Origin of the sequence: Paenibacillus stellifer (genome assembly GCF_000758685.1) — a bacterium.
In the GTDB taxonomy this organism is placed as follows: Bacteria; Bacillota; Bacilli; order Paenibacillales; family Paenibacillaceae; genus Paenibacillus_AQ; species Paenibacillus_AQ stellifer.
The window spans coordinates 4,107,113-4,131,471 of the sequence record NZ_CP009286.1 but is presented as its reverse complement, the minus strand read 5'-3'; the positions used below and the strand labels follow the sequence as shown (position 1 = coordinate 4,131,471).

The following is a 24,359-nucleotide window of genomic DNA, read 5'->3' as shown; positions in this document are numbered from 1 at the left end:
TTTGAGGTTTGACTGGGGGGGCCGTATCGGCCCCTCATTTTGATGTGGACGGAACCACTACAATTGACAACACCTCTGTATCTTGATTAGTCTTACTGTACAAGAGCGGGAGCCCGAATCCCGGAAAGGAAGAGGACATGCACGAAATCACACGCTGCGGGTGGGTGAACACCGATCCGCTGTACATCGCCTACCACGACGAGGAATGGGGCAAGCCGGTCTATGATGACCTGAAGCTGTTCGAGCTGCTGATGCTGGAGGGGATGCAGGCGGGCTTGAGCTGGTACACGATTCTTAAAAAAAGAGAAAATTACCGCGAGGCCTTCGACGGGTTCGATCCGGAGATTATTGCGGCTTATGACGATAACAAGGTAGAAGAGCTGATGGGCAATTCCGGCATCATCCGGAATCGCCTCAAGATCAAGGCGATCATTACCAATGCCCGCGTGTACGGCGAAATCATGCGGGATGAAGGCAGCTTCGGCGGTTATTTGTGGAGCTTCGTCGGCGGCTCGCCGGTTATCAACAACCCGGCTTCCCTAAGTGAGGTTCCGGCCACAACGCCCCAGTCAGACGCTATGAGCAAAGCGCTGAAGAAGAAGGGGATGAAATTCATCGGCTCGACAATCTGCTATGCTTTCATGCAGGCATCCGGCATGGTGAACGACCATGTAACGGCCTGCAGCTTCAGAGAGAGCGGGCGGTAGACAGGTGACGGGCCTGGCCGTGAATCCCGCTGGCCACCCCTGTAATTAACCGCCGGTTTGTCCCGGGAGCCGCCCTTAAGGTATAATAATGGGGATAAAGGTATAATAGCGGAGATACAGATATAATGGCGAGACATAGAGAATTAGTGGGATATAGTGAATTGAGGAGGCTTATGCAGTAATGCTGTGGCATGAATTGACGATACATACAACTGAAGAATCCCAGGAGATGATTTCCGCGATGCTCCATGATGCGGGAGCGGGCGGCGTGTCCATCGAGGAATCCGGTACGCTGGCCAAGCAGCGGGAGACGAGATACGGCGAGCTGTATGACGAGCCGCTGAACGATATCCCGGAAGGCGAAGCGGTGATTAAGGGCTATTTCTCCGAGGGCACGCCGATGGACGATATATGCGGGGAGCTGGCGCCCAAGATTGCCGAGCTGTACGATTTCGGCATTGATCCCGGCAGAGCGGAGATCAGCTGGAAGACGGTCGATGAGGAAGACTGGTCCCATGCCTGGAAGCAGTACTTCAAGCCGCTGCGTGTCAGCGACCGGCTCACGATCAGGCCGGTATGGGAAGACTACACGCCGGCAAGCCCTGAGGAACAGATCATTCATCTGGACCCGGGCATGGCGTTCGGCACCGGTACTCATCCGACGACAGCCCTTTGTCTGCGCGCATTGGAGAAGGCGATCAAGGGCGGGGAAGAAGTGATCGACGTCGGCACCGGCTCCGGCATTCTCGCGGTAGGCGCGGTGCTGCTCGGCGCGAAATCGGTGCTGGCGTTGGACCTCGATCCGGTCGCCGTCAAGAGCGCCATAGAGAATGTGGAACTGAACGACCTGCTGGACCGCATCTCGGTCAAAGAGAGCGATCTGCTCTCCCTGCTCGGCGGCGAAGGAGCGGCCGAGAAGCCGGAAGGCGCCATGTGGCCGACCGCCAGAGCACCCCGGCAGCAGGGCGAAGGGGAGCACGGGGAGACGGAAGAAGAGAAGCCGGGCGATGACGGCTTTGACGCTGTGTCCGCGGCAGCGGATTCATCCGGTGCTTACGGTGGTCTGAATGTTACTCTTCCCGTCCGGATCGTTGTGGCCAATATTTTGGCCGAAATCATCGTGCTGTTTACGGACGATGTGTACCGCGCGCTTCAGCCGGGAGGTCTGTATATTACCTCAGGTATTTACAAGGACAAGGAAGAGCTGGTCAGACAGGCGCTTATCGCCTCCGGATTTGAGATCAGGGAAGTGACGAAGGAAGAAGATTGGGTGGCGTTTACAGCCGGAAAGAGGTAGAAATGGATTTCTTAAGCCAGATTATTCGTATTCCGCTGGACCAGCTTCCGTTCGTTCTGATAACGATCCTGGTTGCTTTTACGGTGCATGAGTTCAGCCACGCTTATTTTGCGAACAAGTTCGGCGACCCGACTGCCCGGCTGCTGGGACGGATGACGCTGAATCCAGCGGTGCATTTTGATTTCTTCGGCATTATTCTGCTGCTGATCGCCGGCTTCGGCTGGGCGCGCCCTGTGCCGGTGAACCGGGACAACTTCAGCCGTCCGCGGCTGATGGGAATTATCGTGTCGGCGGCAGGCCCGATCAGCAATCTGCTGCTGGCGATTCTGGGCTGTCTCGTGTACGGTCTGCTGCTGGGAACAGGTGTTGTAGACAGTATTCCTTCAGCCAAAGGACAAGAAGCGTTCCATCTGTTCTTCAGCATTTTCACCTTCTGGAACTTCTTTCTGCTTCTGTTCAACCTCATTCCGCTGCCGCCTCTTGACGGCTACCGGATCGTCGAGGATCTTGCACCGCGCAGCGTAAGGGGCAGACTCCAGCGGTTCGAGCAGTGGGCGATGTTTCTGTTCCTGCTGATCGTCTTCATTCCGGCTCTTCGGGCCTACACGATCACGCCTCTAACTATGTGGGCATCTTACATGCAGTTTGATTTCCTGAATTTTTTCTATAATCTTTTTAGCTGACAGAAGCGGGCGGGGTTGTTCATGAGGCCCCAAACGTTGTATCATAGCATAGGACTGGTTATACAGTGACAATAGAACGGCGGCGGTGCCCGGCAGGCGAGGGACGCCGCCGTTTTCGCCTGAAATATAAGCTTAAGAGAACAGGATGTTGATGCACATGCAGCGGTATTTCATACCGAAGGACAGTTTCGGTGAGGGTACAGTTACGATCGGCGGCGAGGACGCCCGCCATATCGCCAGAGTCATGCGGGGAAGACCCGGAGACAAGCTGATTGTCAGCGACGGTGCCTCGCGGGAGGCGCTCGCGGAAATCGCCGAAATCGGGGAGGGCGTCGTTACCGCCGCCATCCTCGAAATGCTGCCGATGACGCATGAGCCGAAGGCCAAAATTACGGTGGCGCAAAGTCTCCCGAAGGGCGACAAGATGGAGATCGTAATCCAGAAATGCACCGAGATCGGCGCGGCCGCCTTCGTGCCGTTTCTGTCCGAGCGGACCATCGTGCAGTACGATGAACGCAAGGAAGGCAAGCGCCTGGAGCGGTGGCGCAAGATCGCCAAGGAAGCGGCGGAGCAGGCGCATCGCAATATCGTGCCCGAGATTTCCGCGCCGCTGTCTTGGAAAGAGCTGCTGAAATCGGCCGAAGGCTATGATGCCGTCTTTTTCTGCTACGAGAAGGAAGAAGGGCTGCAGCTGCGCACGGCGGTCGCTCCCTGGGCGGAGCGGCTTAAGAACGGCGCGGCGGAGAACGCTGTACTTGTGATCGTCGGCCCTGAAGGGGGCTTCAGCGAGGACGAATGCCGCGAAGCGGAGGAAGCGGGCGCGGTGTCCGTCGGTCTGGGCAGACGCATCCTGCGCTGCGAGACGGCGGGCATGGTGGCCGCGGCCTGTATTTTATATGAAACCGGAGAAATGGGGGAAGCCTGAGAATGCCATCCGTAGCGTTTTATACGTTGGGCTGCAAAGTTAATTTCTACGACACCGAGGCCATCTGGCAGCTGTTCAAACAGGAAGGCTATGAGCAGGTGGACTTTGAAGGACAAGCCGATGTGTATCTGATCAATACATGCACCGTCACCAATACGGGGGATAAGAAGAGCCGGCAGATGATCCGGCGCGCCGTGCGCCGCAATCCGGAAGCGATCGTGGCGGTAACGGGCTGCTACGCGCAGACATCGCCAGGCGAAATTCTGGACATTCCCGGCGTCGATCTCGTCATCGGCAACCAGGACCGTGACCAGATCATGACGCATGTGAACAGCATCCGGGATTCGCGCCAGCCGGTGAACGCGGTCCGCAATATTATGAAGACCCGCGAATTCGAGGAGCTGGATGTGCCGGGCTTCGCCGACCGGACGCGCGCTTTTCTCAAGATTCAGGACGGCTGCAACAATTTCTGCACCTTCTGCATTATCCCATGGTCTCGCGGGCTGTCCCGCAGCCGGGACCCGAAATCGATCGTGAAGCAGGCCCATCAACTCGTGGAAGCGGGCTACAAGGAGATCGTGCTGACCGGCATCCATACCGGCGGCTACGGCGACGATCTGGAGAATTACCGTCTCTCCGATCTGCTGTGGGATCTGGATAAGGTGGACGGACTGGAGCGCGTGCGCATCAGCTCGATTGAGGCGAGCCAGATCGACGACAAGCTGATGGACGCGCTGAACCGCTCCTCCAAGATGTGCCGGCATCTCCATATTCCGCTCCAAGCGGGACATAATGAGGTGCTGAAGCGGATGCGCCGGAAGTATACGACTGAAGAGTATTTGGCCAAAATGGAACGTATCCGCCAGGCGATGCCGGATGTGGCGATCACGACCGATGTCATCGTGGGCTTCCCGGGTGAGACCGACGAGATGTTCCGGGCAGGCTACGACTTCATGAAGCAGATCGGCTATTCCGAAATGCATGTGTTCCCGTATTCGAAGCGGACCGGCACGCCTGCCGCCCGGATGGAGGATCAGGTGGACGAGGATGTCAAGAATGAGCGCGTTCAGCAGCTGATCGACCTGTCCGAGGACATGCAGCTGGCCTATGCCCGCCGGTTCCTGGGACAGACCGTAGCGGTTATCCCGGAGCGCTCCGCCAAGGACGCTCCCGCCCGCAGCATTCAGCACGGCTTCAGCGACAATTACCTGCAGGTGCAGTTTGCAGGCGGCGATGAGCTGCAGGGGCAGCTGTGCCGGGTCAAGATCACGGAAGCGGGCGTGAATGAATGCAAGGGTGAGCTTGTCTCATCCTCGGATAACGCTCTTAGCGGCGCCTTGCGTTAACTCTAACAGGGATTCTATCTCCGCAGTGCGGAGACGGAATCTTTTTTTATACACGCCCCAATCTACCTGTGAAGGCAAGTGAACAGCAGTCTTACTGAGGTTTTGCAGATTTGAGTGATTTGAAAGGCAGTCTCCACTTCTTAGGCCCGGAGGGCTTATGCTCCATGTATGGAATGAGGCGCGATGAAATAAAGGCGACGATCGGAACGGCCAGAATCACGCCTATGCTTCCCGACAGCCCCTGTACCACCTCAATGCCCACCATCTCCATATTGGATAACTGGTTGAACGGCACACGGTAGGAATAGATCAGAATCAAGGACTGGAGGGAGCTGCCGGTGAAAGCCAAAATGAGGGTATCGGACATGGTGCCCATCATATCGCGGCCAACGTTCATTCCGGAGAGGAATAGCTCTTTCATGCCAAGCTTCCGGTTTGCGGAATATACCTCGTGGACCGACGAAGCGACGGATATGCTCACATCGACGATTGCACCCAGCGAGGCGATCAGAATTCCGGCAAACAGCAGGTCTTTTACCCCCATATGAGTGTCTCTGGCAATCAGGATCAGCGTTTCCGCTTCCTCCGTATTAAGCCCCGAAATATGCGCCAGGCTGCCCGCCAGGGCAGAGACGATGCCGGCGATTGTAACGCCCAGCGTAGTCCCGATGACTGCAGATAACGATTTGGAATTCCAGCCATGTATCAGGAACAGATTGGCGCAGGTCGTGATGACGACCATAAGCACAGAGGCAAAAATCGGTGAGAATCCATGATAAAGCAGTGGAATATATAGAAAAACAATGCAGATCATCGTGTACGCCAGGCCGATCACGGACTTCAAGCCTTTCCGGCCGCCAATGAGCCACATCAGTGCAGCAAAAAGGAAGATAAAAATATACAGTGTCGGAGCCCGATTATAGCTGTACACCCTCACTTCGTATAGGTTCTTATTGGCGGTTTCAATACAGACCATAATTTTCATGCCCTTTTTGCCGTACACATTAAAACGGTCGCTGAGGTCATTTTTGATCGTTTTGATCTCGCCTTTATGCTCTCCCGTCAAAATTTTGACCTGCAGCATTTGATTGCCCCGGTACAAGCCTTTCAGGACAGGATCTTCCGCGACATTCTCGCTCAATACTGCGACGATTCTGGCTTCCTCGTAATTGATATAGGCGGTTCCTCCTTGTTTAAAAAACTTGCCGGGCTGGTGCGCATTAAAAACATACAGAAATGCAAAAAACGAAAATAATACGGCTGTCACAATTCCCATACGGACCCATTGGGATTTATTCATCTTCTCGTTCACGCTCGCCTTCTACTCCAAACTTGGTTGATTGTAGACGGGCAGTGTAAACGAGTGATGTTTTTTTTGTTAACCCAATATAAAAATGGGAAGGGCCTGCTCTTTGCATAAGATCAATATTCAGCTAACACTGCCAAAACAAATGAGGACTATTTTAGACGATAGTACTTAAATTCGAAAAAAGTACTAGATTTTATGCAAATGTTTGCCCTCGCAGAAAGTGCAGTTTTACAGCGAATTTGGGAAGGAGGAGCCATACTGTTCAGCAGAATTGGGAGAAGAGATTATCAGGGGGCAAGAAGAAAAAGAGATTCGTGACAGGAGGATGCAAGTATTGTTGAACAAATATCAATTCCGCAAGTTTATCGCAGCGATGTTGGCCGTTACCCTGCTGGTGTATACGCTGATCGCGCAAGGCGCGGTTCAGTCGGTAAAGGCCGATAGCAGCACAGCGCCGGTAAGTCCGGTTTTTAATAACGATGGAACGGTAACCCTGCAGACCTATTCCGTTACGGATGCAGTGTATATCAACGGCAACTTCTCGAAGAACTGGGGTGAGTTCAAGCCTTTGACCACCTCCGGTACGATCGATGTGAACGGCGTTACGAATAACGTATTCACTTTTACACTCACAACGGATGATCTTAATCGATGCGGAGGCGTCATTCAGTATAAGTTTGCTCCGGAACCGAAGTGGGGTAAGGATTTTACGGATTTCCTGAACGCCAGTCCGAAGATCGGCGGGAATTCCGTTGTCTATTTCATCAAGACGGAAGTGGGTAAGACGCAGATTCAGACCGGACATGCCACTACAGTCAAAGCGTATCGCTATCTGGCAGACGGCACTCAGGTCGATTTAACCGACAGTGCGGTATGGACAAGCAGCCAGCCCAAGGTTACGGTGAGCAACGGAACGGTTGCGGTTGACCCCGATGCTCCGCTTGGAATGGTGACCTTGACCGCCACTTACCAAGGAGTGTCCTCTACTGCGACCTTCAATGTCGTGGATGCTTCCTCCGCTTTCGGGGATATTCAGATTAACCCGGGCAGCGACGCCTCCAAACTGAACTTCACCTGGCTTACGGAGAACGATCCTGCAGCCACGGCAAGCACCGTCCAGATTGCTCCCAAGAGCGCAATGACCGGCACGGAGTTTCCGGAGGCGCATACGAGCTTTACCGGAACCGCTTCGGCGGCATTCAGCGGCTACACAACCAATAAGGTGAGCATTACCGGCCTGCAAAAATCGACGGAATATGTATACCGCGTCGGGGACAGCAACACTTCGAAATGGAGTCAGGTATACAGCTTCACCACGAAGGATACTAGCTCCTATGAGTTTCTTCTGTACGGCGATCCACAGCTAGGCGCGAGCTCGGGCGGAAATATTGCCGCAGACACGGCTGGCTGGCAAAACACCTTGACGAAATCCACTACGGTGTATCCGAATGCAGGCTTTCTGATGTCCGTCGGCGACCAGGTCAACGATGCGGAGAACGAGCTTCAGTATACGAGCTTCTTTTCACCAAATGAGTTGAAACGCTATCCTCTCGCGACCGTGTCAGGGAACCATGATAACAACATTAATTACACGTACCACTACAACCAGCCCAATGAGTCCAGCCAATACGGCGTAACTGATGCGGGCGGCGATTATTCCTTTACCTATGGCAACACGCTTTATATGATGCTTAACACGAACAACAATAATGGGACAGCCCATAAAGCCTTTATGAAAGAAGCGATTGCCGGTAGTCCGAATGTAAAATGGAAAGTAGTTGCGTTCCACCATTCGATCTACAGCGCCGCGAACCACTCTTTGGAAAGCTATATTACCGATTTGAGAGCGTCGCTGTATCCGGTATTTGACGAGCTTGGCATCGACGTCGTCCTGATGGGCCATGACCATAGCTATGTCCGCACTTATCAAATGAAGGGCGATCAGCCGCAGACGAACCAGACGGTAAATGCAAGCGGCGATGTAGTCAATCCGACAGGCACGCTGTATGTTACGGCCAACTCGGCCAGCGGCAGCAAATACTATGAACTGAAGCCAGCTCCGGAGCCTTATTCCGCTCTGCGGGAACAATTTCATGCGCCAAGCTTCTCACATGTCAGCGTAACGGACACCAGCTTCTCGATCGATACATACAAAATTGACTCCACAACAGGCGAACTATCGACCGTTGACACCTATACGATTGTGAAGGGCGATACGAACCCGGCAGAACCGGTTGTTCCAGCAGCACCGACAGGGGTGACAGCTACCGCACTTAGCACCAGCAGCATTCAACTCGACTGGCAGGCTTCCGCGAATGCAACGGGATATAACGTGTACCGGGCGAATGCCGGCAGCAGTACGTTTACCCTGCTCAACAGCGCGCCGATAACGGCACATACCTTCACTGACAGCTCGCTCACAGCCTCGACCACGTATCAATACAAAGTCGTTGCCGTAAATACTGCGGGCAGTTCACCGGATTCGGCTATTGTATCTGTAACAACAAAAGCAGGAAGCGGCGGGGGAGGGACTTCTCCGACACCGACACCATCTGCTACACCTTCGCCGACGCCGACATCATCCGCAACACCTTCACCGACGAGCTCATCGGCTGTACCAGCTACATCCAAACCATCCTCAACTCCATCACCATCGCCATCGCCAACGCCGACAAGCTCGCCTGCTTCAACACCGACACCATCACCGGCAGGCACCCATACGCAAGCTCCGCAGCAGACATTTACCGACGTGGGTTCGAAATATGCCTGGGCAAAAGCGGCCATTGATATTCTGACTGCGCAAGGAATTATCCAGGGAACCTCGGATCAGACCTTCGAGCCTGAAAAACCGATTAAACGTGCCGACGCCGTTCTGCTGTTGGTTCGTGCACTGGATTTACAGGGCCAATCGGGTAACAATTTCGCTGATGTTGCTGGGAACAAGTACTATGCAGACGCATTATCCATCGCCAAGAAAAATGGCATCATCACCGGCACCAGTGACAACCGGTTCTTGCCGAATCAAAGTATAACGCGGCAGGATCTGATGGTCATCATCGCCAGAGCATTGGAGAAGTCGGGCAAGCTCAAGCTCAGCAGCTCCACCAGTGAACTGAGCGGATACCGTGACCGTGCCAATGTATCGGAATATGCGGCACCATCCGTCGCAGCTCTGCTGCGGGCAGGAATCGTGAACGGCTATAACTCACAGATTTTGCCCAAACAGCCGGTTACAAGGGCGGAAGCCGCGGTCATCATTTATAACACACTGAAGCAATATCAGCAATAGAGCTTCGAAATTCGCCTGGTCTGCCTCGTTTGAGTGCAGGCCAGGCTTTTTCATTGGAGCGATGATATGCGTGCCCGGGTATTTTACAAATTGCAGGCCGGTCTTCATAGTGGGACTAAAGACTCAGTTATTGGCAATAAGGTAACGACTTTGGAAGGGTTGTCCGATAATACTGGAAGAGTGTGGAATGGACCCACGAGACAATTTTCTATCCAAAGGAGACCAAAGATGATTTCGAACAGGAAAATGACCACATTGCTGCTTGTAATGGTGCTTCTGGCGGCGGCCTTATTCCCGGCAGGGGCTTATGCCGCGACCGGAGATGTGTACGCCCTTGATTTCGACAGCTCTGCCAAAGTGGAGCTGACAGTTGGCCAGACTCCGAAGCAGCTCAAGGTGCTTGCGTCGGTTGAAGGCAGCACGTCCAAGAAAGACGTCACAGCAGGCGCGGTCTGGACATCCTCGGACACCGGGGTTGCAACCGTGTCGAGCGGTCTCGTAACGCCGAAGAATAGCGGAACTGCTATGATTACCGCTACATATAACAATACGGTCGCCACCATAGAGGTGAGTGTGACCTATGCCTACAAGAATCTGACGATTACCGCCCCGTCCTCCGGCGTATTCAAGCTGGGCGACAGTGATGATGATCTGCTCGTAAAGGCCACCGCGGTTGGCGGCGATGCGGCAGATACTGTAAATGATGTCACTCAGGATGCGGAATGGAGCAGCTCGAACAGCCAGGTGCTGACCGTCACCAAGGGGCAGCTGACGCTTGTTGGCGAGAGCAGCGCCACCGTTACGGCCAAGTATAAGGGGCTGACTGCAACCTTCAAAGCGACGGTCCTTCTGCCTTATTCGGCCCTGGAGCTGAAGGACGGCTCGGGAACGGCGGTAGAGGAGCTGGAGATGCTGGTCGGCGATAGCCCGGCTGCCATTCAGGCGTTCACTAAGGGGACGGAGGCTGAGGACGTCAAGAATGTAACAGACAGTGCGGAGTGGACTTCCTCCAGTCCAACGACAGCCACAGTCGAGAAAGGCAAGATCACACCAGTTGGTACAGGCAAAACCGTCATTACCGTCAAATATCTTGGAGTAACGCAAACAGTGGACGTATACGTCCGCGCTCCGTACGAAGCGCTGCTGCTGACGCCAACAGGCGATCAGAGCCTGTTCATCGGCGAATCGCTGGGCGTGAAGGCTGAGGTTCGCGATGCGATCAACTCGACGCTCAATATTTCGAACACTGCGGTCTGGACCTCTGGCAACAAGCTGGCGGCAACGGTGACAGCCGGAGATACACAAGCTGCAATCGCGGCGAAGTCCGCTGGCAGCGCCGTCATCAAGGCCGAGTATAAAGGCGTCAGCCGTGAGCTCAAGCTTACGGTATACCCGACGCTCAGCGATCTGAGCACCGATTCATCCGAGGTTACGCTGTACACTGGTGAGACGGCATCCCTGCCGAAGGTGAACGGCACCAAGCTGGATGGAACGAAGCTGGAGATCGGCTCGGAGCTGGAATGGACGTCCGCGAACGAAGACACTGCAATGATCAAGGACGGCAAAATCGTAGCCGGCAAAGCGGGAACAGTAGTGCTGACCGGTAAAATCAAAGCCAATGATGCTGTTACCAGCGCATCCGCTATCCGGACGAAGAGCGTAAGCGTCACGGTGACGGTGAAGGAGAAGGTGCTGGTGCTGCTTGGTCCTGAGGACAAGCTTGGCGCAGTCACCGGCGAGGAGACGCAGCTTCCTACCATAACGGCTGTGATGGAAAGCGGCGAAGAGAGAGACGTAACGAGTGAAATTGAATGGACGGTATCGGGAACGAGCGCCGTCATCAAGCAGGGGACTTCCGGCAAGATTCTTAAGGGGCTGACGAAAGGCTCCGTAACGCTGAAGGGCACTTATTCCAACAAAACAATCAGCATTCCGGTCGTAGTCGAACAGAAGATCATCAAAATCGACGTCGATCCGGCTACGCTGGAAATGAATATCAAAGGTTCGAAGTCAATTAAAGCGACTGGCTACACTTCAGCCGGCAAGACCGTCAATCTGTCTTCGACCATGAATTGGGTATCGTCCAATCCAACGGCTGCTACGGTGAAGGGAACCACGGTCAAAGCGCTGGCGGAAGGAACGACGACACTGACAGGTTCGTACCAGGGCATTGCCGTCTCAATCAAAATATCGGTTGTTCCGAAGCTGACCAAGCTGACCGTAAGCGAGAAGAGCCTGAAGCTCGCTCCCGGAGGATCGAAGACGGTGGCAGTAACGGCTGAATATGATACAGGCAAGACGGCCGTAGTAACAGGCGCCGTTGTCTGGACCAGCTCCAAGCCATCGGTGGTCAGCATTTCCCAGAACGGAACGATCACCGCACTGGCAAAGGGAACGGCATCGGTGAAAGGGAAGTTTGGGACGAAGACGATCACTGTCAGTGTGACGGTAAAATAAAATTGATAGCTCGAAGCAGCAATAAGCAAACGGGACAAAGCGGAAGATTTTCCGGCTTTGTCCCGTTTGCGTTTTTCTGCTGTTTTGGTATTCTATAATGACTTATGGGACAGGCCCGATAAACTAGCGAGTAACATTAATATAATACGTCCAGGTAAGTACACCGCTTGAATCATAAGCTTTTATCGTAGCACTCCCTACTTTCAATCCCGTTACCCAACCATACTGAGAGACTGATACAACATCACTCCCAGAAGTCACAACGAAAGAACTGCCTGAAATTATTATTGAGTAGCCAACTTTTAAATCTTTATAAGTTACTCCTGCTGCTTCTGCTGTAGTTGGTGAGATCAAAGACCCACCTGCTGCAGCAGTGAACAATAATGTTGTAGCAACAATAGCGCCAAAAATCTTTTTCACAAAAAAACACCTCCCATAAATGGAATTAATTTCATATTCATAGTATCAACATTCCAGAATTGCGGCAATAATTAAAATTTATCCCAATTTATATTATATATTGAAAAAACGATATCCCATATCACGTTCTATACAAAAAAATGCCCCCTGCATGCCCATGGCCGGGCGCGGGGGGCCAAACTCTATTCTGAATAATAAACTAGGCGTTCTGAATATAGTGGCAAAACTTCCAGCATTAAATAAGAATTCACGCTATCGCGTATATGTCTAAAGATCCCGGCGGCCCCGGGAGAGACGCAAGTCAACCCGCTTCCACAGTGGAAGATAGCAAAACGGCAGGGCGAGCAATGAGCAGCCGATATTGAAGATCGTCTGCGAATGCGCGATCTGGGCCGCCGGTCCGCCGCCGATCAGCTCGGCGGCTCTCAGCAGCAGCCCGGTGAAAGGCAGAAAGAGAAGCGCTCCCCCAGCATTCAGCACGACATGCGACCAGGCGACGAAGATGCCGGAGATGCTGCCGCCAACGGAGGCAATGACGGCCGTAATGCAGGTGCCGACATTGGCGCCAAGCACGATGGCGATGCCTATGTGCGGAGGGAGCGCTCCGGAGGAGGCCACGCCCATCGCCATGCCGATGGTGGCCGAACTGCTGTGGAGCAGCGCGGTCAGACAGGCTCCGGCCGCGAAGCCCCAGAGGACGCTCTCGGACGCCCGGTCCAGAAACCAGCGGAACATGCCGCTGCTCTGCAGGGCAGGGCCGATCGACTGCATCACCGAAATGCCCCACAGCACGAGCGCAAAGCCAGCGGCGGCAAGGCTGATGAATTGCAGCGGCCTGGAGAGGGCGATCGCGGCGCCCGACAGGCGCGAGCCGGCTGCGGGCAGCTCGCCCGCCGTCACTGCCGCGGCCCAAAGCGCAAGGGAAACCGCCAGCAGAGGTCCGGCGAAGCGGGCAATTTCCAGACCGGCCAGCTCGGTGGTCAGGCAGGTTCCGATATTGCTTCCGAGAATGATGCCCAGGGTACGGCCGAACGAGAGGAGCCCGGCATTGACCATACCGATCGCCAGCACGGTAACGGCGGTGCTGCTCTGTAGCAGAGCCGTTACCACACTGCTGGTCAACATGCCCATAAGCGGAGTCGAAGTTGCTCTGCCGAGAGCGTCTTCGAGAATCGGCCCGGCCAGCTTGGACAGCGCCGCTTCCATCAGCTTCATTCCGGCGAGGAAGATCACGATGCCGTACATTACAGGGAACAGCAGGTCGCTGAACATGGTTGTGCTCTCCTTTGCTACAGTATTCCGGTGCAGAAAAGCAAGTCCGCTCCTCGACATTCCGAAGGGATGGTTTCAGGGACATTGCACATATTTTGAATCCGTTGGAAACTTAAGGGTGGCATTCATCCGCGCGATCCTGTATTCTTCTATTTGTCGCGAAAATAAAGGGCCGGCGCTGGCCGGCATGGATTTCAATATAGATACCGTTCCTGAAGAGATTCAGAGATCGCTGTTTTGTAATCAATTTATGAATCCGGAAAGCTGGACATGACTTCGCCTACCTATGAAAGGCGGCTTGCAGTTTGAACTGGGCAACCGGTGCGGACCGGATGATGCCGGGGTCTCCCGTAGATGTCGTTTCGGACGGGCGTCCCGCGGCAACAATGACATTTATGATGAATTTGGATAGAGGAGCTGGAGCAAGTGGCAAGTGTAATTTTGCAGCGCACCCGTAAAAAAAGGCTGGAAGCGGGACATCCGTGGATTTATGCCAGCGAAGTGGAGACAGTTGAGGGCGAACCTTCCGCAGGGGGCCTGGTCGAGGTGCTGAACCATCAGCGCAAATATTTAGCGACCGGTTACTATAACCCGGCATCACAGATACGGATTCGTGTCGTATCTCACCGCCCTGTCGAGGACATGGACACAGGCTTCTTCGAAGAGCGCTTCGCCTGCTGCCTGAAGCACCGCGTGCGGTTTCTGCCCGGAGAGACGGCCTACCGTCTTGTGTATGGGGAAGCGGACTTTTTGCCGGGTCTGATCGTCGACCGTTTCGGCGACGTGCTCGTTGTGCAGCTGCTGACGCTCGGAATGGATCTTCGCCGGGAGCAAATCGTTGAAGCGCTGGTGCGGGTTATGCAGCCGAAGGGCATCTATGAGCGCAGCGACGTGTCGGTGCGGGAGCTGGAGGGACTGGAACAGAAGACAGGTCTCCTGTACGGCGAAGCCCCTCGCCATGTTACGGTAACAGAGAACGGCCTTAAGGTAATCGTCGACATCGAACAAGGTCAGAAGACCGGATACTTCTTCGACCAGCGGGAGAATCGCGCGTCGATCGCGCCGCTCATGACAGGCTGGGGAAGCCGCAGCGGCATTATCCTTCAGGAGATTGAAGGGGAGGACGGCGAGCGCCGGACCGTGCCTGTCAACAAGAGCGGCAAAGAGGTCACCTTCCCTTACTGGGACGGGGCGACCGTGCTGGAATGCTTCTCGCATACGGGCAGCTTCACGCTGAACGCCTGCAAATACGGCGCGAAGAAGGTAACCTGCCTAGACGTCTCCGCCCATGCGATCGAGAGCGCGAAGGCGAACGTGGAGCTGAACGGCTTCGGCGACCGGGTGGAGTTCGTCGTGGACGATGCCTTCCAATACCTGCGGAACCAGGTCAAGGGACTTGAGGAGCGCAGCGAGCGGGCATTAACAGCCGAGACGTCTGGCAGCGAGCGGAAAAAGGCCGGGAAGCCCGACACTTCGAAGCCGATGACGGCTGGAGGCGGGCGCACCTGGGATGTAGTCATTCTCGATCCGCCCGCCTTCGCCAAGACGAAAGGCGCGGTCAAAGGCGCCTGCCGGGGCTACAAGGACATCAACCTGCACGGCATGAAGCTTGTCAATGAAGGCGGCTATCTCGTGACGGCGAGCTGCTCGTATCATATGCGTCCTGAGCTGTTCCTTCAGACCATCGCCGAAGCCGCCGAAGACGCGGGCAAGAGTCTCAGGCTGATCGAGTGGCGGGCCGCAGGCAAGGATCATCCGCAAATTCTCGGGGTGGAGGAAGGACATTACTTGAAATTCGCTATTTTTGAGGTCACCTCGAAGTAAATCTTATTTAGAAATGAAATTGTCAGAAACGAATGATCAGAAGCATGGTCAGGTTGCAACAATAAGTGAATAGAGCGGTGAGGGACGTTCTTGAACCTTCTGCTCGCGCATGTATCCGGCTGCCGTCCGAATGGAACGGCGGCTTTTTGTTTTGGGGCTTCAGCCGCTGAGCATGTAGAGCAATCCAGCCGTTAGACGCGAGGTGATGTTTTTTAACTTTCTGCATCGTTCAAATGTCAATGCTCGGTGGCAAATGGTAACATAAGGATAGAGGTTGTGGACGCGGAGGACCGTACAAGAAGGCCGGATCATCATCCTGCCGCGTGGAAAGTGGGGAAAGCAGTATGCTCTACAGTGAAGGGAAAATCGCCGTTCGGCGCTTGGAGAACCGGGACCGGGAGCTTTTGGCCGGGTGGCTGTCGGATGACCGGGTGCTGGAATGGTATGAGGGCAGGGATAACCCGTTTGATGCGGAGAAGGTGGACGCTATTTTTTACAAAAAAGATGAAACGAACCGATGCATCGCCGAGTATGAAGATAGGGCCATCGGCTATATCCACTTCTATCCTTTGGCTGACGAAGAAAAACGGGTATACGGCTATAACGCCGAGAACGTCTGGGGAATCGACCAGTTTATCGGGGAGCCCGGATGCTGGAACAGGGGAATCGGCACGATGCTCGTCTCCTCCATGGTTCGTTATTTGCGCTCCAAGGCAAATGCCGAGCGGATTGTGACAGACCCCCGGACGGTTAATGAGAGAGCGATTAGATGCTATGAAAAATGCGGCTTCCGCAAGGTCAAAATGCTGCCGGAGCGCGAGTGGCATGAGGGACGCTATCAGGATTGCTGGCTGATGGAGTTTCGGTCCTGAACCGAACCAGTGCAGGCGGCGGGCTTTTGCGGAATAATCCGCTAATCCCTGGAAGTTCTGCAAACGTATGTTCCGATGAGCGGCGTCTGTGCTATAATGTTAAGACGAATATGGAACGGAAGGAGTCAACTGTACTATGCCGGTAACGTTACTGATCGGCCGTTCGGGCAGCGGCAAAACGACAACAATCCGGGAGGCCATAGCCCGGGAACTGCGGAAGGACCCGCTCGGCGCGCCGATTATTCAGATTGTACCGGAGCAAGGCTCCTTCACGGCGGAACAGGGGCTGCTTCGAGACAGCGGGGTAAAAGGAAGCCTGCGGGCGCAGACCCTGAGCTTCCCGCGCCTGTCCTATCGGGTGAAGCAGGAGACCGGCGGGAGAGGCGGCGTGCCAATTGGAGACGAAGGCAAGAAGATGCTTCTCTACAAAATACTTAGCCGGCGCAGAGACGAACTGAAGCTGTTTGGCGCTTCCTATGACCGGCCCGGCTTCGTGGAACGGCTCGGCCGTCTGCACGCGGAGCTGAAGCGCTGCTGCCATGGAGCCTGCGATCTGGAGGATCAACTCGGCCGTCTTCAGGAAGTGGCCGGCGGCAGTCCGATTCTTGGAAACAAGCTGGAGGATCTGAATCTGGTGTTCTCTGATCTCGAGAAAGCGATGGAGAACCTGTACATCGATGAAGAGGACAGGCTGGAGGAATTGACGGAGCTGATTCCAGCTTCTTCTTTCGTCCGCGGCTCGTCGGTCTATGTAGACGGCTTCCGGGGATTCACCGCAAGGGAGCTGACCGTGCTGCGCCAGCTGATGCTGCATGCTGCGGATGTAACGATTGCGCTGACGCTGGACCGCCCGATCCCCGGCGGAGGCCGGCCGGGCGAGCTGGAGCTGTTTCACTCTTCCGCCCTGGCATACATCAAGCTGAGAGGGATGGCGGCGGAGCTGGGACTTGCGGTCAGGGATGAAGTGCTGGCTCCGTCCGTGCCGCCCCGCTTCGCGGAATCAGCTGTGCTTGCTCATTTGGAGCGCGGGTTCGACCGGCGGCATATCTACCGGGGAACGCAGCCTGCAGAAGACGCGATCACGATCGCGGCGGCGGCCAACAAACGGGCCGAGCTGGAAGGGGCACTGCGCGAGATGAGAAGACTGGCGCGAGAGGAAGGGGCCAAGTACAGCGAAATGGCCGTCTTTGTCCGCAGTCTGGATGACTATGATCATCTGGCTCCGCCCTTGTTCCGCGATTACGGTGTTCCCTTCTTTATGGACCGCAAGGAAGGAGAGCTGCACCATCCTCTGGTGGAGTTCATCCGCTCCTCGCTTGATATCATCCGCCGCCGCTGGCGGTATGAGGATGTGTTCCGCGTCATCAAGACGGATTTTCTGCTGCCGGAAGACGGCAGTCTGACCCGGGGCGACATGGATATATTGGAGAATTACGTTCTGGCATGCGGCATTCAGGGAACCCGCTGGACTGACAGCAATTACGAGTGGCGGGGCATTCCGAGCCTGTCGCTGGAGGAAGGCGGACGGTCCGACGGACGCATGCTGCCGCTGATGGAGAAATGCCGGGAGGCGGTAACGGCGCCGCTCATGGCATTCGAGAAGGCGGTCAGAAGAAGCAAGACCGGCCTGGATTTGTGCAGAGCGGTCTATGGGCTTCTGGACCGGACAGGGGCGGCGCGGAGACTCGAAACCATGAGCGCCGCTGCCCTTGAGGGGGGAAGAACGCTGGCGGCGCGGGAGCACCGCCAGCTGTGGGGAGCGGTGCTGGACCTGCTGGACCAGATCGTGGAGATGATGGGAGAAGAGACCGTGAGCTTCGACCTGTTCGCCGGCATTCTGGAGACAGGGCTTGCCGGGCTTCGGATGGGTCTTGTTCCGCCGTCCCTCGATCAGGTGCTGCTCGGAACGATGGACCGGACCCGGGTAACCGGCATCAAATATGTCTTTCTGCTCGGTTTCAATGAAGGCGTCGTTCCGGCGCTGGCGCAGGAGGACGGCGTTCTGTCCGAGGTGGAGCGCGCCGTTCTGGAGGAAGGCGGCATGGAGCTGTCTCCCGGCGCCTCCCGTCAGATGCTGGACGAACGCTTCCTGATCTATTCCGCCCTGACGTCGGCTTCGCGCCGCCTGTGGATCAGCTATGCCGCTGCGGACGACGAAGGCAAGAATCTGCTGCCTTCGGAGATCATCCGGCATGTACGCCGGATGTTCCCCGGCCTGTCAGAGCAATATCTTCCGGGTGTGCCGGTGTCGGCTCCGGAAGAGGATCATCATGGATTCATCGGGCATCCGGAGCAGAGTCTGCGGATGCTCATCATGCAGCTGCGGGAATGGAAACAGGGACGGGAGATCCCCGCCGTCTGGTGGGATGTCTATAACTGGTTCACAGAGAGCGAGGAATGGCGGCCCAAGCTTATGACGCTGACGGGCTCGCTGTTCTACCGGAATCCGGGGATGCCGCTGCGCAAGGGGACCAGCCTCCGGTTGTATGGAGGAACGACACTTCGGGGAAGCGTCTCACGGATGGAGAAGTTCGTCTCCTGCCCGTTCTCTCATTTCGCATCGTATGGGCTTCGCTTGAAAGACCGGCAGCTGTACAAGCTTCAGGCTCCCGATATCGGGCAATTATTCCATGCTGCCCTCAGCAGCATGGGATCGGATCTGCAGAAGCAGGGGAGAAGCTGGGGCAGCCTTACACCGGAAGAGTGCGTGAAGGAAGCCGGCCAGACGGTGGACAGGCTGGCCCCAATGCTGCAGGGCGAAATTCTGAGAAGCTCGAAGCGCTATGCGTATATCGCCCGCAAGCTCAAGAACATCGTCAGCCGCGCCTCCGTCATTCTGGGCGAGCATGCCCGCCGGGGCAGCTTCGATACCGCTTTTCTGGAGCTTGATTTCGGTCCGGGCAAGCCGCTTCCTCCGCTGCGGGTGGAGCTTCCGAACGGCTGCCTCATGGAGGTCGTGGGGCGGATCGACCGCGTCGATACGGCGGAAGGCGAGAACGGGATTATGCTTCGCGTAATTGATTACAAATCGAGCCGCAAGGATCTGAAGCTGCATGAAGTGTACTATGGCCTTTCGCTTCAAATGCTGACCTATCTTGACGTGCTGCTGACTTATGCCGAGGAATGGCTCGGGGAGAAGGCTTATCCGGCAGGCACTCTTTATTTCCATGTTCATAACCCGCTGCTGTCCTCGTCCAACGGAATGGGCAGAGAGGAAGCGCAGCAGGAGCTGCTCAAGCGGTTCAAGATGAAAGGACTGCTTGTAGCCGACCGCGATATCGTCTCGCTGATGGACACCACGCTGGACAAGGGGCATTCCAGCATTGTCCCGGTTGCGCTGAAGAGCGACGGAAGCTTCTACAGCAGCGCCTCCGTGGCGACGCCGGAGCAGTGGGAGACGCTGCTGGGCTCGGTAAGGGGAACGATTGCGGAAATCGGAACACGGATTACGGAAGGCGATACGGCGATCATGCCTTACCGGATTCAGCAGGAGACCGCCTGTACGTTCTGCTCCTACCGGTCCGTCTGCCAGTTCGACGAGACTGTGGAAGGCAACGCCTACAAGCTGCTGGGCAAGCCCGGCAAAGATGCCGTATGGGAGATGCTCTCCCGTGGAAAGGAAGGAGGACAAGAGCAGTGAGCATCATTATGCCGGCCAAGCCGGAAGGAAGCATCTGGAGCGACGACCAGTGGCGGGCGATCGCCGAGAGTGGGGACGATATTCTCGTTGCGGCAGCCGCCGGTTCGGGTAAAACGGCCGTGCTCGTCGAGCGCATTATCCGCAAAATCCGGGACGAGAAGGGCGGCTTCAGCGTCGATCGTCTTCTGGTGGCTACGTTCACCAAAGCGGCTGCGGCCGAAATGCGGCAGCGGATACGGGAAGCGCTGGACAAGGAGCTGGAGAGCGATCCGGACAACGGACATCTGCAGCGCCAGCTGGCGCTGCTCGGCAGAGCTTCCATCACGACGCTGCACTCCTTCTGTCTGGATGTCATCCGCCGCTACTATCAGCAGATTCCGCTGGACCCGGGCTTCCGCATCCTAAATGAGCATGAAGCGGAAATGATGCGCCAGGAGCTGCTGGAAGAGCTGTTCGAGGAAAAATATGAAGAGGCCGGAGAGGACGGGGTATTTATCCAGCTGGCGGATTGGTTCAGCGGGGAGCGCAGCGACGACGCCGTGTATGCGCTCGTTCAGCGTCTGCATGATTTCGCGCGGAGCCATCCATGGCCTGAGGAATGGCTGAGAGGGACGGCGGAAGCCTTCTCCGCGCCGGATACGGACAGCCTGTCCCGAACGGAATGGGTAAGCAGCATTCTGGAAGAGGCGAGACTGGCGCTTGCCGGAGCCGTCAGCCAGCTCAAGCGGGGGCTGCAGATTTCGCTGCAGCCCGGAGGGCCGGCGCCTTATGCCGACAATATGGAGGCCGATCTGGCGCTCGTCGAAGAGCTGCTGCAGGCGGTCAATGAACGGCCGTGGGCCGGGCTGCACGGTCTGTTCAAGAACGCCGCCTTCGGCAAGCTGAAGCCATGCAAGAAGGATTCCGCCGATCCCGCTCTTCAGGAGACGGTCAAGGGACTTCGCGACGAGGTCAAGAATACGGTCGCCGATTTGCGGGATTCCCTGTTCGGCCGTCCGGCTGAAACCTTCCTCACTGAGCTGCACGAGGCGGCTCCGCTGATGAAGGAGCTGGCGGAAACTGTGATCCTGTTCGGAGACCGCTTTCGGGAAGAGAAGGCCGCCAAAGGTCTTGTCGATTTCAGCGACCTGGAGCATTACTGCCTGAAGATTTTGCGGCACAAAGATTCGAAGCCGGGACTGCCCCTCCCATCCGACGCCGCCATGGAATACCGCTACCAGTTTGAAGAGGTGCTGCTGGACGAGTACCAGGACACGAACAGCGTGCAGGAGGAGATTGTCCGGCTTATTTCCCGCGAAGAGCCGGGGAACCGGTTCATGGTCGGCGATATGAAGCAGAGCATCTACCGTTTCCGTCTGGCGGAGCCGGGACTGTTCCTCGACAAGTATCGCAGCTTCGGCAGGAAGGGCCAGGAAGCAACGGGAGATACGGAGAGTAAAACCCGGAGCAGATTCCAGAGCGAATCTTGGGACGGGCATGCGGAAGGCGAATCCTCAGGCCTGGCGGAAGCCGGATTTGTGCAAAATGTGGAGGGGAACGGAAATCTGACTTCAAACCCCGACGCCGGAGCGGGCTCCAGAGGCATCGTGATCGATCTTTCGCGGAACTTCCGCAGCCGGATGGAAGTCGTGAACGCTGTGAACATGGTGTTCCGCCAGATCATGAACAAGACGGTGGCCGAAATTGCCTATGATGAACGCGCGGAGCTTGTGTATGGCGCGAACTTTCCGGGAGCGGCGGAGAAGGGGCCGGACTTGTCCTATGCGCCGGAGCTGCTGTTGATCGACAGAGGCGGCGCCAAAGGCCCTTCGGAGGAAGCGTCCAGCGATGGCGAAGGGGAGAGTGGCGAGAGCGAGCTGGCCGAGAGCGAGACGGCACAGCTTGAGGCTAGGGCTATTGCCCGGCGCATTGCCGTGATGACGGGCCGAGAAGGCGGGGAGCCCCTGCAAATCTATGACAAGGGTCTCAAGGCCATGCGCCCGGTAAGTTATGGAGACATTGTAATTTTGCTGCGCTCGGCCAGTTTGTGGGCGCCGCTGATGACAGAGGAGCTGCGGCTGGAAGGCATTCCGGCGTACGGCGACCAGAGCCGGGGCTATTTTCAGGCGATGGAGGTTGAAGTGGTTCTGTCTCTGCTGAAGGTGGTGGACAATCCCCGGCAGGACATTCCGCTGGCGGCGGCTCTGCGTTCTCCCGTCGTTGGCTTGACGGAGGAAGAACTGGCGAAGGTCCGGCTGTGCGGCGAAGGTTCTTTCTATGACGCGGTAATCGCGGCGGCTGCCGGCACAGGAGACGCAGCGGCGGATGAAGACAGCTGGAACATCAATGAAGTCGGGGCCGGACAGGATGTTGGCATCGCCGCTGCCCGCAAGAGCGCCGAAGATAACGGTTGGAATGAACAAGACGGCTGGAATGAACAAGACGTTGAAGAGCTGGCTTCTTCGGCGGAGCGGGAGAACCGGGCGATTGCCGAAAGTCTGCTGTCCGCCGGCGAACAAACGGCTGCAGCAGCCGATCGAACTTCTGGCGCGGCTTTCGCCGAAGGTGCTAAAGCGTCCGCACAACCGCAAGCCATATCCGCCAAACTTCAGGACAAGCTGCGCAATTTCCTGGCATTGCTTCACAGCTGGCGGGACGAAGCCCGCCAGGGAGAGGCCAGCGGACTGGTCTGGCGCATATACCGCGAGAGCGGCTATCTGGAATGGGTCGGCGGTCTTCCCGGCGGCGCCGGACGGCAGAGCAATCTGAAGGCTCTATACGACAGGGCCGTGCAGTTCGAGAACGACACCGCTTCCCGCGGTCTGTTCCGCTTCCTGGTCTATATTTCCAGGCTTCGCGAGAATGGCGGGGACCTCGGAGCTTCCGGTGGAAGCTCCGAGGAAGGAGAAGGCGTGCGGATCATGACAATCCACAAGAGCAAGGGACTGGAATTCCCTGTCGTCTTCATTGCCGGCATGTCCAAGAACTTCAACCGGCAGGATCTGTATGCGCCGTTTCTGATGCACAAGGAGCTGGGCTTCGGTCCCCGGTTCCTGGAGCGCGAGACGCGGGTCAGCTATCCGACGCTGCCCTATCTTGCCATCGGACGGCGTTCGCGGCTGGAGCTTCTGGCGGAGGAAATGCGCGTCTTGTATGTCGCCCTGACCCGGCCGAGAGATAAAATGATTCTGGTCGGCACGGTCCGCGATCTTGCGGGCCGGGCAGGCGCATGGATGTCTGCGGCGGGCGGGAATGAAGAGCTGCTGCCGGATCATCTGCTGGCCCGGGGCCGCAGCTATCTGGACTGGGTCGGACCGGCGCTGATCCGTCATCCCGGCGCGGCGCTGCTGCGCAAGATCGCTGGCAGGGAAGGAGCGGAGCCGCTCCAGCTCCGTGGGGATGCCTCCAACTGGAGCGTCGGCGTAGTCTCTTCCGCAGAGCTGGAGAACGGGCCGTCTGCGATCAGGATGGAAGGAGAAGATGCTCAGGAAGCGAGGGCATTGGTCCTGCAGGCGGTGAAGAAAGGCAAGCCGGTAACGGCGTTCACCAAAGGTTCAGGCTGGGCGGCGGAGGCGCTGTCCTGGAGCTATCCTTATGAGAGAGAGTCGCTTACTCCGGCCAAAACCTCGGTCACGGAACTGAAATCGCTGCTGACGCTGCAGAACGAGCCTTCCTACGATCTGCTGGAGGATGAGGTGGACAATCCGGGTGCGCTGAGTGCCGGCAGCGGTAATCTTCATCTGCGGCGGCCGAGGTTCATGGAGCAGCGGGGCGTTACACCGGCTGAACGCGGAACAGCTTATCATACCTTGATGCAGCATATTCCGCTTGAAGGAGCCGTCGACTCCACGATCGTCCGGGATACGCTGGATCGGCTGCGGCAGCTCTGCATCCTGACAGAGGAACAGGCTGAGGCGATTGATCCGGAGGAGGCGTCAGCCTTTTTCAGAGGCCCGCTCGGCGAACGTCTTCTCAAAGCTTCCTGGGCAAGAAGGGAAATGCCGTTCAGCTATATGGTTCCGGCATCGGAGGCGTATGGCGGGCTTCTCTTCTACGCCGATTCGGCGGACAGTGATCTGTTCTCCTTGAGCGGGGAACGAGATGTACTGATCCAGGGGGTGATCGACTGCCTGTTCCGCGAGGACGGCCGTCTGATCCTGCTGGATTACAAAAGCGACGCCGTGCTGGAGCATAAGGGCGGAATAGAGGCGCTGCGCGAGAAATACCGGTTTCAGCTGACGCTCTATTCGAAGGCGCTGTCCGACATCCTTGGCGAGGAAATCGCGGAGTCATGGCTGTATTTCTTCGATGGAAGCCAGGCCGTGCAGGTTAAGTAAGC

General features: G+C 56.5%; 15 protein-coding genes. 12 read left to right on the top strand and 3 right to left on the bottom strand.

Annotation, left to right across the window (positions count from 1 at the left end; genetic code table 11):
• The first annotated feature begins 137 nt into the window (after positions 1-137).
• The 5 genes from PSTEL_RS19075 (at position 138) to mtaB (ending at position 4,958) form a co-directional block, all read left to right on the top strand.
• Positions 138-707, top strand: a complete 570-nt coding sequence (locus PSTEL_RS19075; protein WP_038697784.1) for a DNA-3-methyladenine glycosylase I — start codon at positions 138-140, stop codon at positions 705-707.
• 181 nt (positions 708-888) lie between these two features.
• Positions 889-2,004: a 50S ribosomal protein L11 methyltransferase gene (gene prmA / locus PSTEL_RS19070; RefSeq protein ID WP_038697782.1), complete on the top strand. Its 1,116-nt coding sequence runs from the start codon at positions 889-891 to the stop codon at positions 2,002-2,004.
• A gap of 2 nt (positions 2,005-2,006) precedes the next feature.
• Positions 2,007-2,687, top strand: coding sequence for a site-2 protease family protein (locus tag PSTEL_RS19065; protein ID WP_038697778.1), 681 nt, complete (start codon positions 2,007-2,009; stop codon positions 2,685-2,687).
• 157 nt (positions 2,688-2,844) lie between these two features.
• A complete protein-coding gene (locus PSTEL_RS19060; protein WP_038697776.1) occupies positions 2,845-3,612 on the top strand; it encodes a 16S rRNA (uracil(1498)-N(3))-methyltransferase in 768 nt (255 codons plus the stop codon).
• Positions 3,613-3,614: 2 nt separating this feature from the next.
• A complete protein-coding gene (gene mtaB, locus PSTEL_RS19055) occupies positions 3,615-4,958 on the top strand; it encodes a tRNA (N(6)-L-threonylcarbamoyladenosine(37)-C(2))-methylthiotransferase MtaB (protein ID WP_038697774.1) in 1,344 nt (447 codons plus the stop codon).
• A 91-nt stretch (positions 4,959-5,049) separates the two neighbouring features.
• On the opposite strand, the gene PSTEL_RS19050 is transcribed toward mtaB, so the two are convergent.
• Positions 5,050-6,270, bottom strand: a complete 1,221-nt coding sequence (locus PSTEL_RS19050) for a YibE/F family protein (protein WP_245624988.1) — start codon at positions 6,268-6,270, stop codon at positions 5,050-5,052.
• A gap of 334 nt (positions 6,271-6,604) precedes the next feature.
• On the opposite strand from PSTEL_RS19050, the gene PSTEL_RS26415 reads away from it, so the two are divergent.
• A complete protein-coding gene (locus PSTEL_RS26415) occupies positions 6,605-9,556 on the top strand; it encodes an S-layer homology domain-containing protein (RefSeq protein WP_169744608.1) in 2,952 nt (983 codons plus the stop codon).
• 246 nt (positions 9,557-9,802) lie between these two features.
• Positions 9,803-12,013, top strand: a complete 2,211-nt coding sequence (locus PSTEL_RS19040) for an Ig-like domain-containing protein (RefSeq protein ID WP_245624987.1) — start codon at positions 9,803-9,805, stop codon at positions 12,011-12,013.
• A 123-nt stretch (positions 12,014-12,136) separates the two neighbouring features.
• Here the strand turns inward: PSTEL_RS19040 and PSTEL_RS27175 are convergent, their stop codons facing one another.
• Together PSTEL_RS27175 and PSTEL_RS19035 are read right to left on the bottom strand one after the other, a co-directional pair.
• Complete coding sequence (locus tag PSTEL_RS27175) at positions 12,137-12,433, bottom strand: BLB8/JUQZ-1 family protein (protein ID WP_169744607.1); 297 nt, start codon at positions 12,431-12,433, stop codon at positions 12,137-12,139.
• 267 nt (positions 12,434-12,700) lie between these two features.
• Entirely contained in the window at positions 12,701-13,705 is a 1,005-nt protein-coding gene (locus PSTEL_RS19035) for a Na/Pi cotransporter family protein (protein ID WP_038697770.1), read from the bottom strand.
• Between PSTEL_RS19035 and PSTEL_RS19030 the strand changes: the two genes are divergently transcribed.
• The 5 genes from PSTEL_RS19030 (at position 13,704) to PSTEL_RS19010 (ending at position 24,357) form a co-directional block, all read left to right on the top strand.
• The gene (locus PSTEL_RS19030) at positions 13,704-13,979 is read left to right on the top strand and encodes a hypothetical protein (protein WP_038697768.1); all 276 of its coding nucleotides are present in this window, start codon (positions 13,704-13,706) and stop codon (positions 13,977-13,979) included. The two genes, PSTEL_RS19035 and PSTEL_RS19030, sit on opposite strands and share 2 nt — an antisense overlap.
• Positions 13,980-14,131: 152 nt before the next feature.
• Positions 14,132-15,529, top strand: coding sequence for a class I SAM-dependent rRNA methyltransferase (locus PSTEL_RS19025; protein WP_038697766.1), 1,398 nt, complete (start codon positions 14,132-14,134; stop codon positions 15,527-15,529).
• 344 nt (positions 15,530-15,873) lie between these two features.
• A complete protein-coding gene (locus PSTEL_RS19020; protein ID WP_038697764.1) occupies positions 15,874-16,401 on the top strand; it encodes a GNAT family N-acetyltransferase in 528 nt (175 codons plus the stop codon).
• Between the two features lie 136 nt (positions 16,402-16,537).
• On the top strand, positions 16,538-20,041 hold the full coding sequence (addB, locus tag PSTEL_RS19015; protein WP_038697762.1) for a helicase-exonuclease AddAB subunit AddB: 3,504 nt from the start codon (positions 16,538-16,540) through the stop codon (positions 20,039-20,041).
• Positions 20,042-20,049: 8 nt separating this feature from the next.
• Positions 20,050-24,357 (top strand): UvrD-helicase domain-containing protein, encoded by a 4,308-nt coding sequence (locus PSTEL_RS19010; protein ID WP_038701276.1) that lies wholly within the window; start codon positions 20,050-20,052, stop codon positions 24,355-24,357.
• The last annotated feature ends 2 nt before the right edge of the window (positions 24,358-24,359 follow it).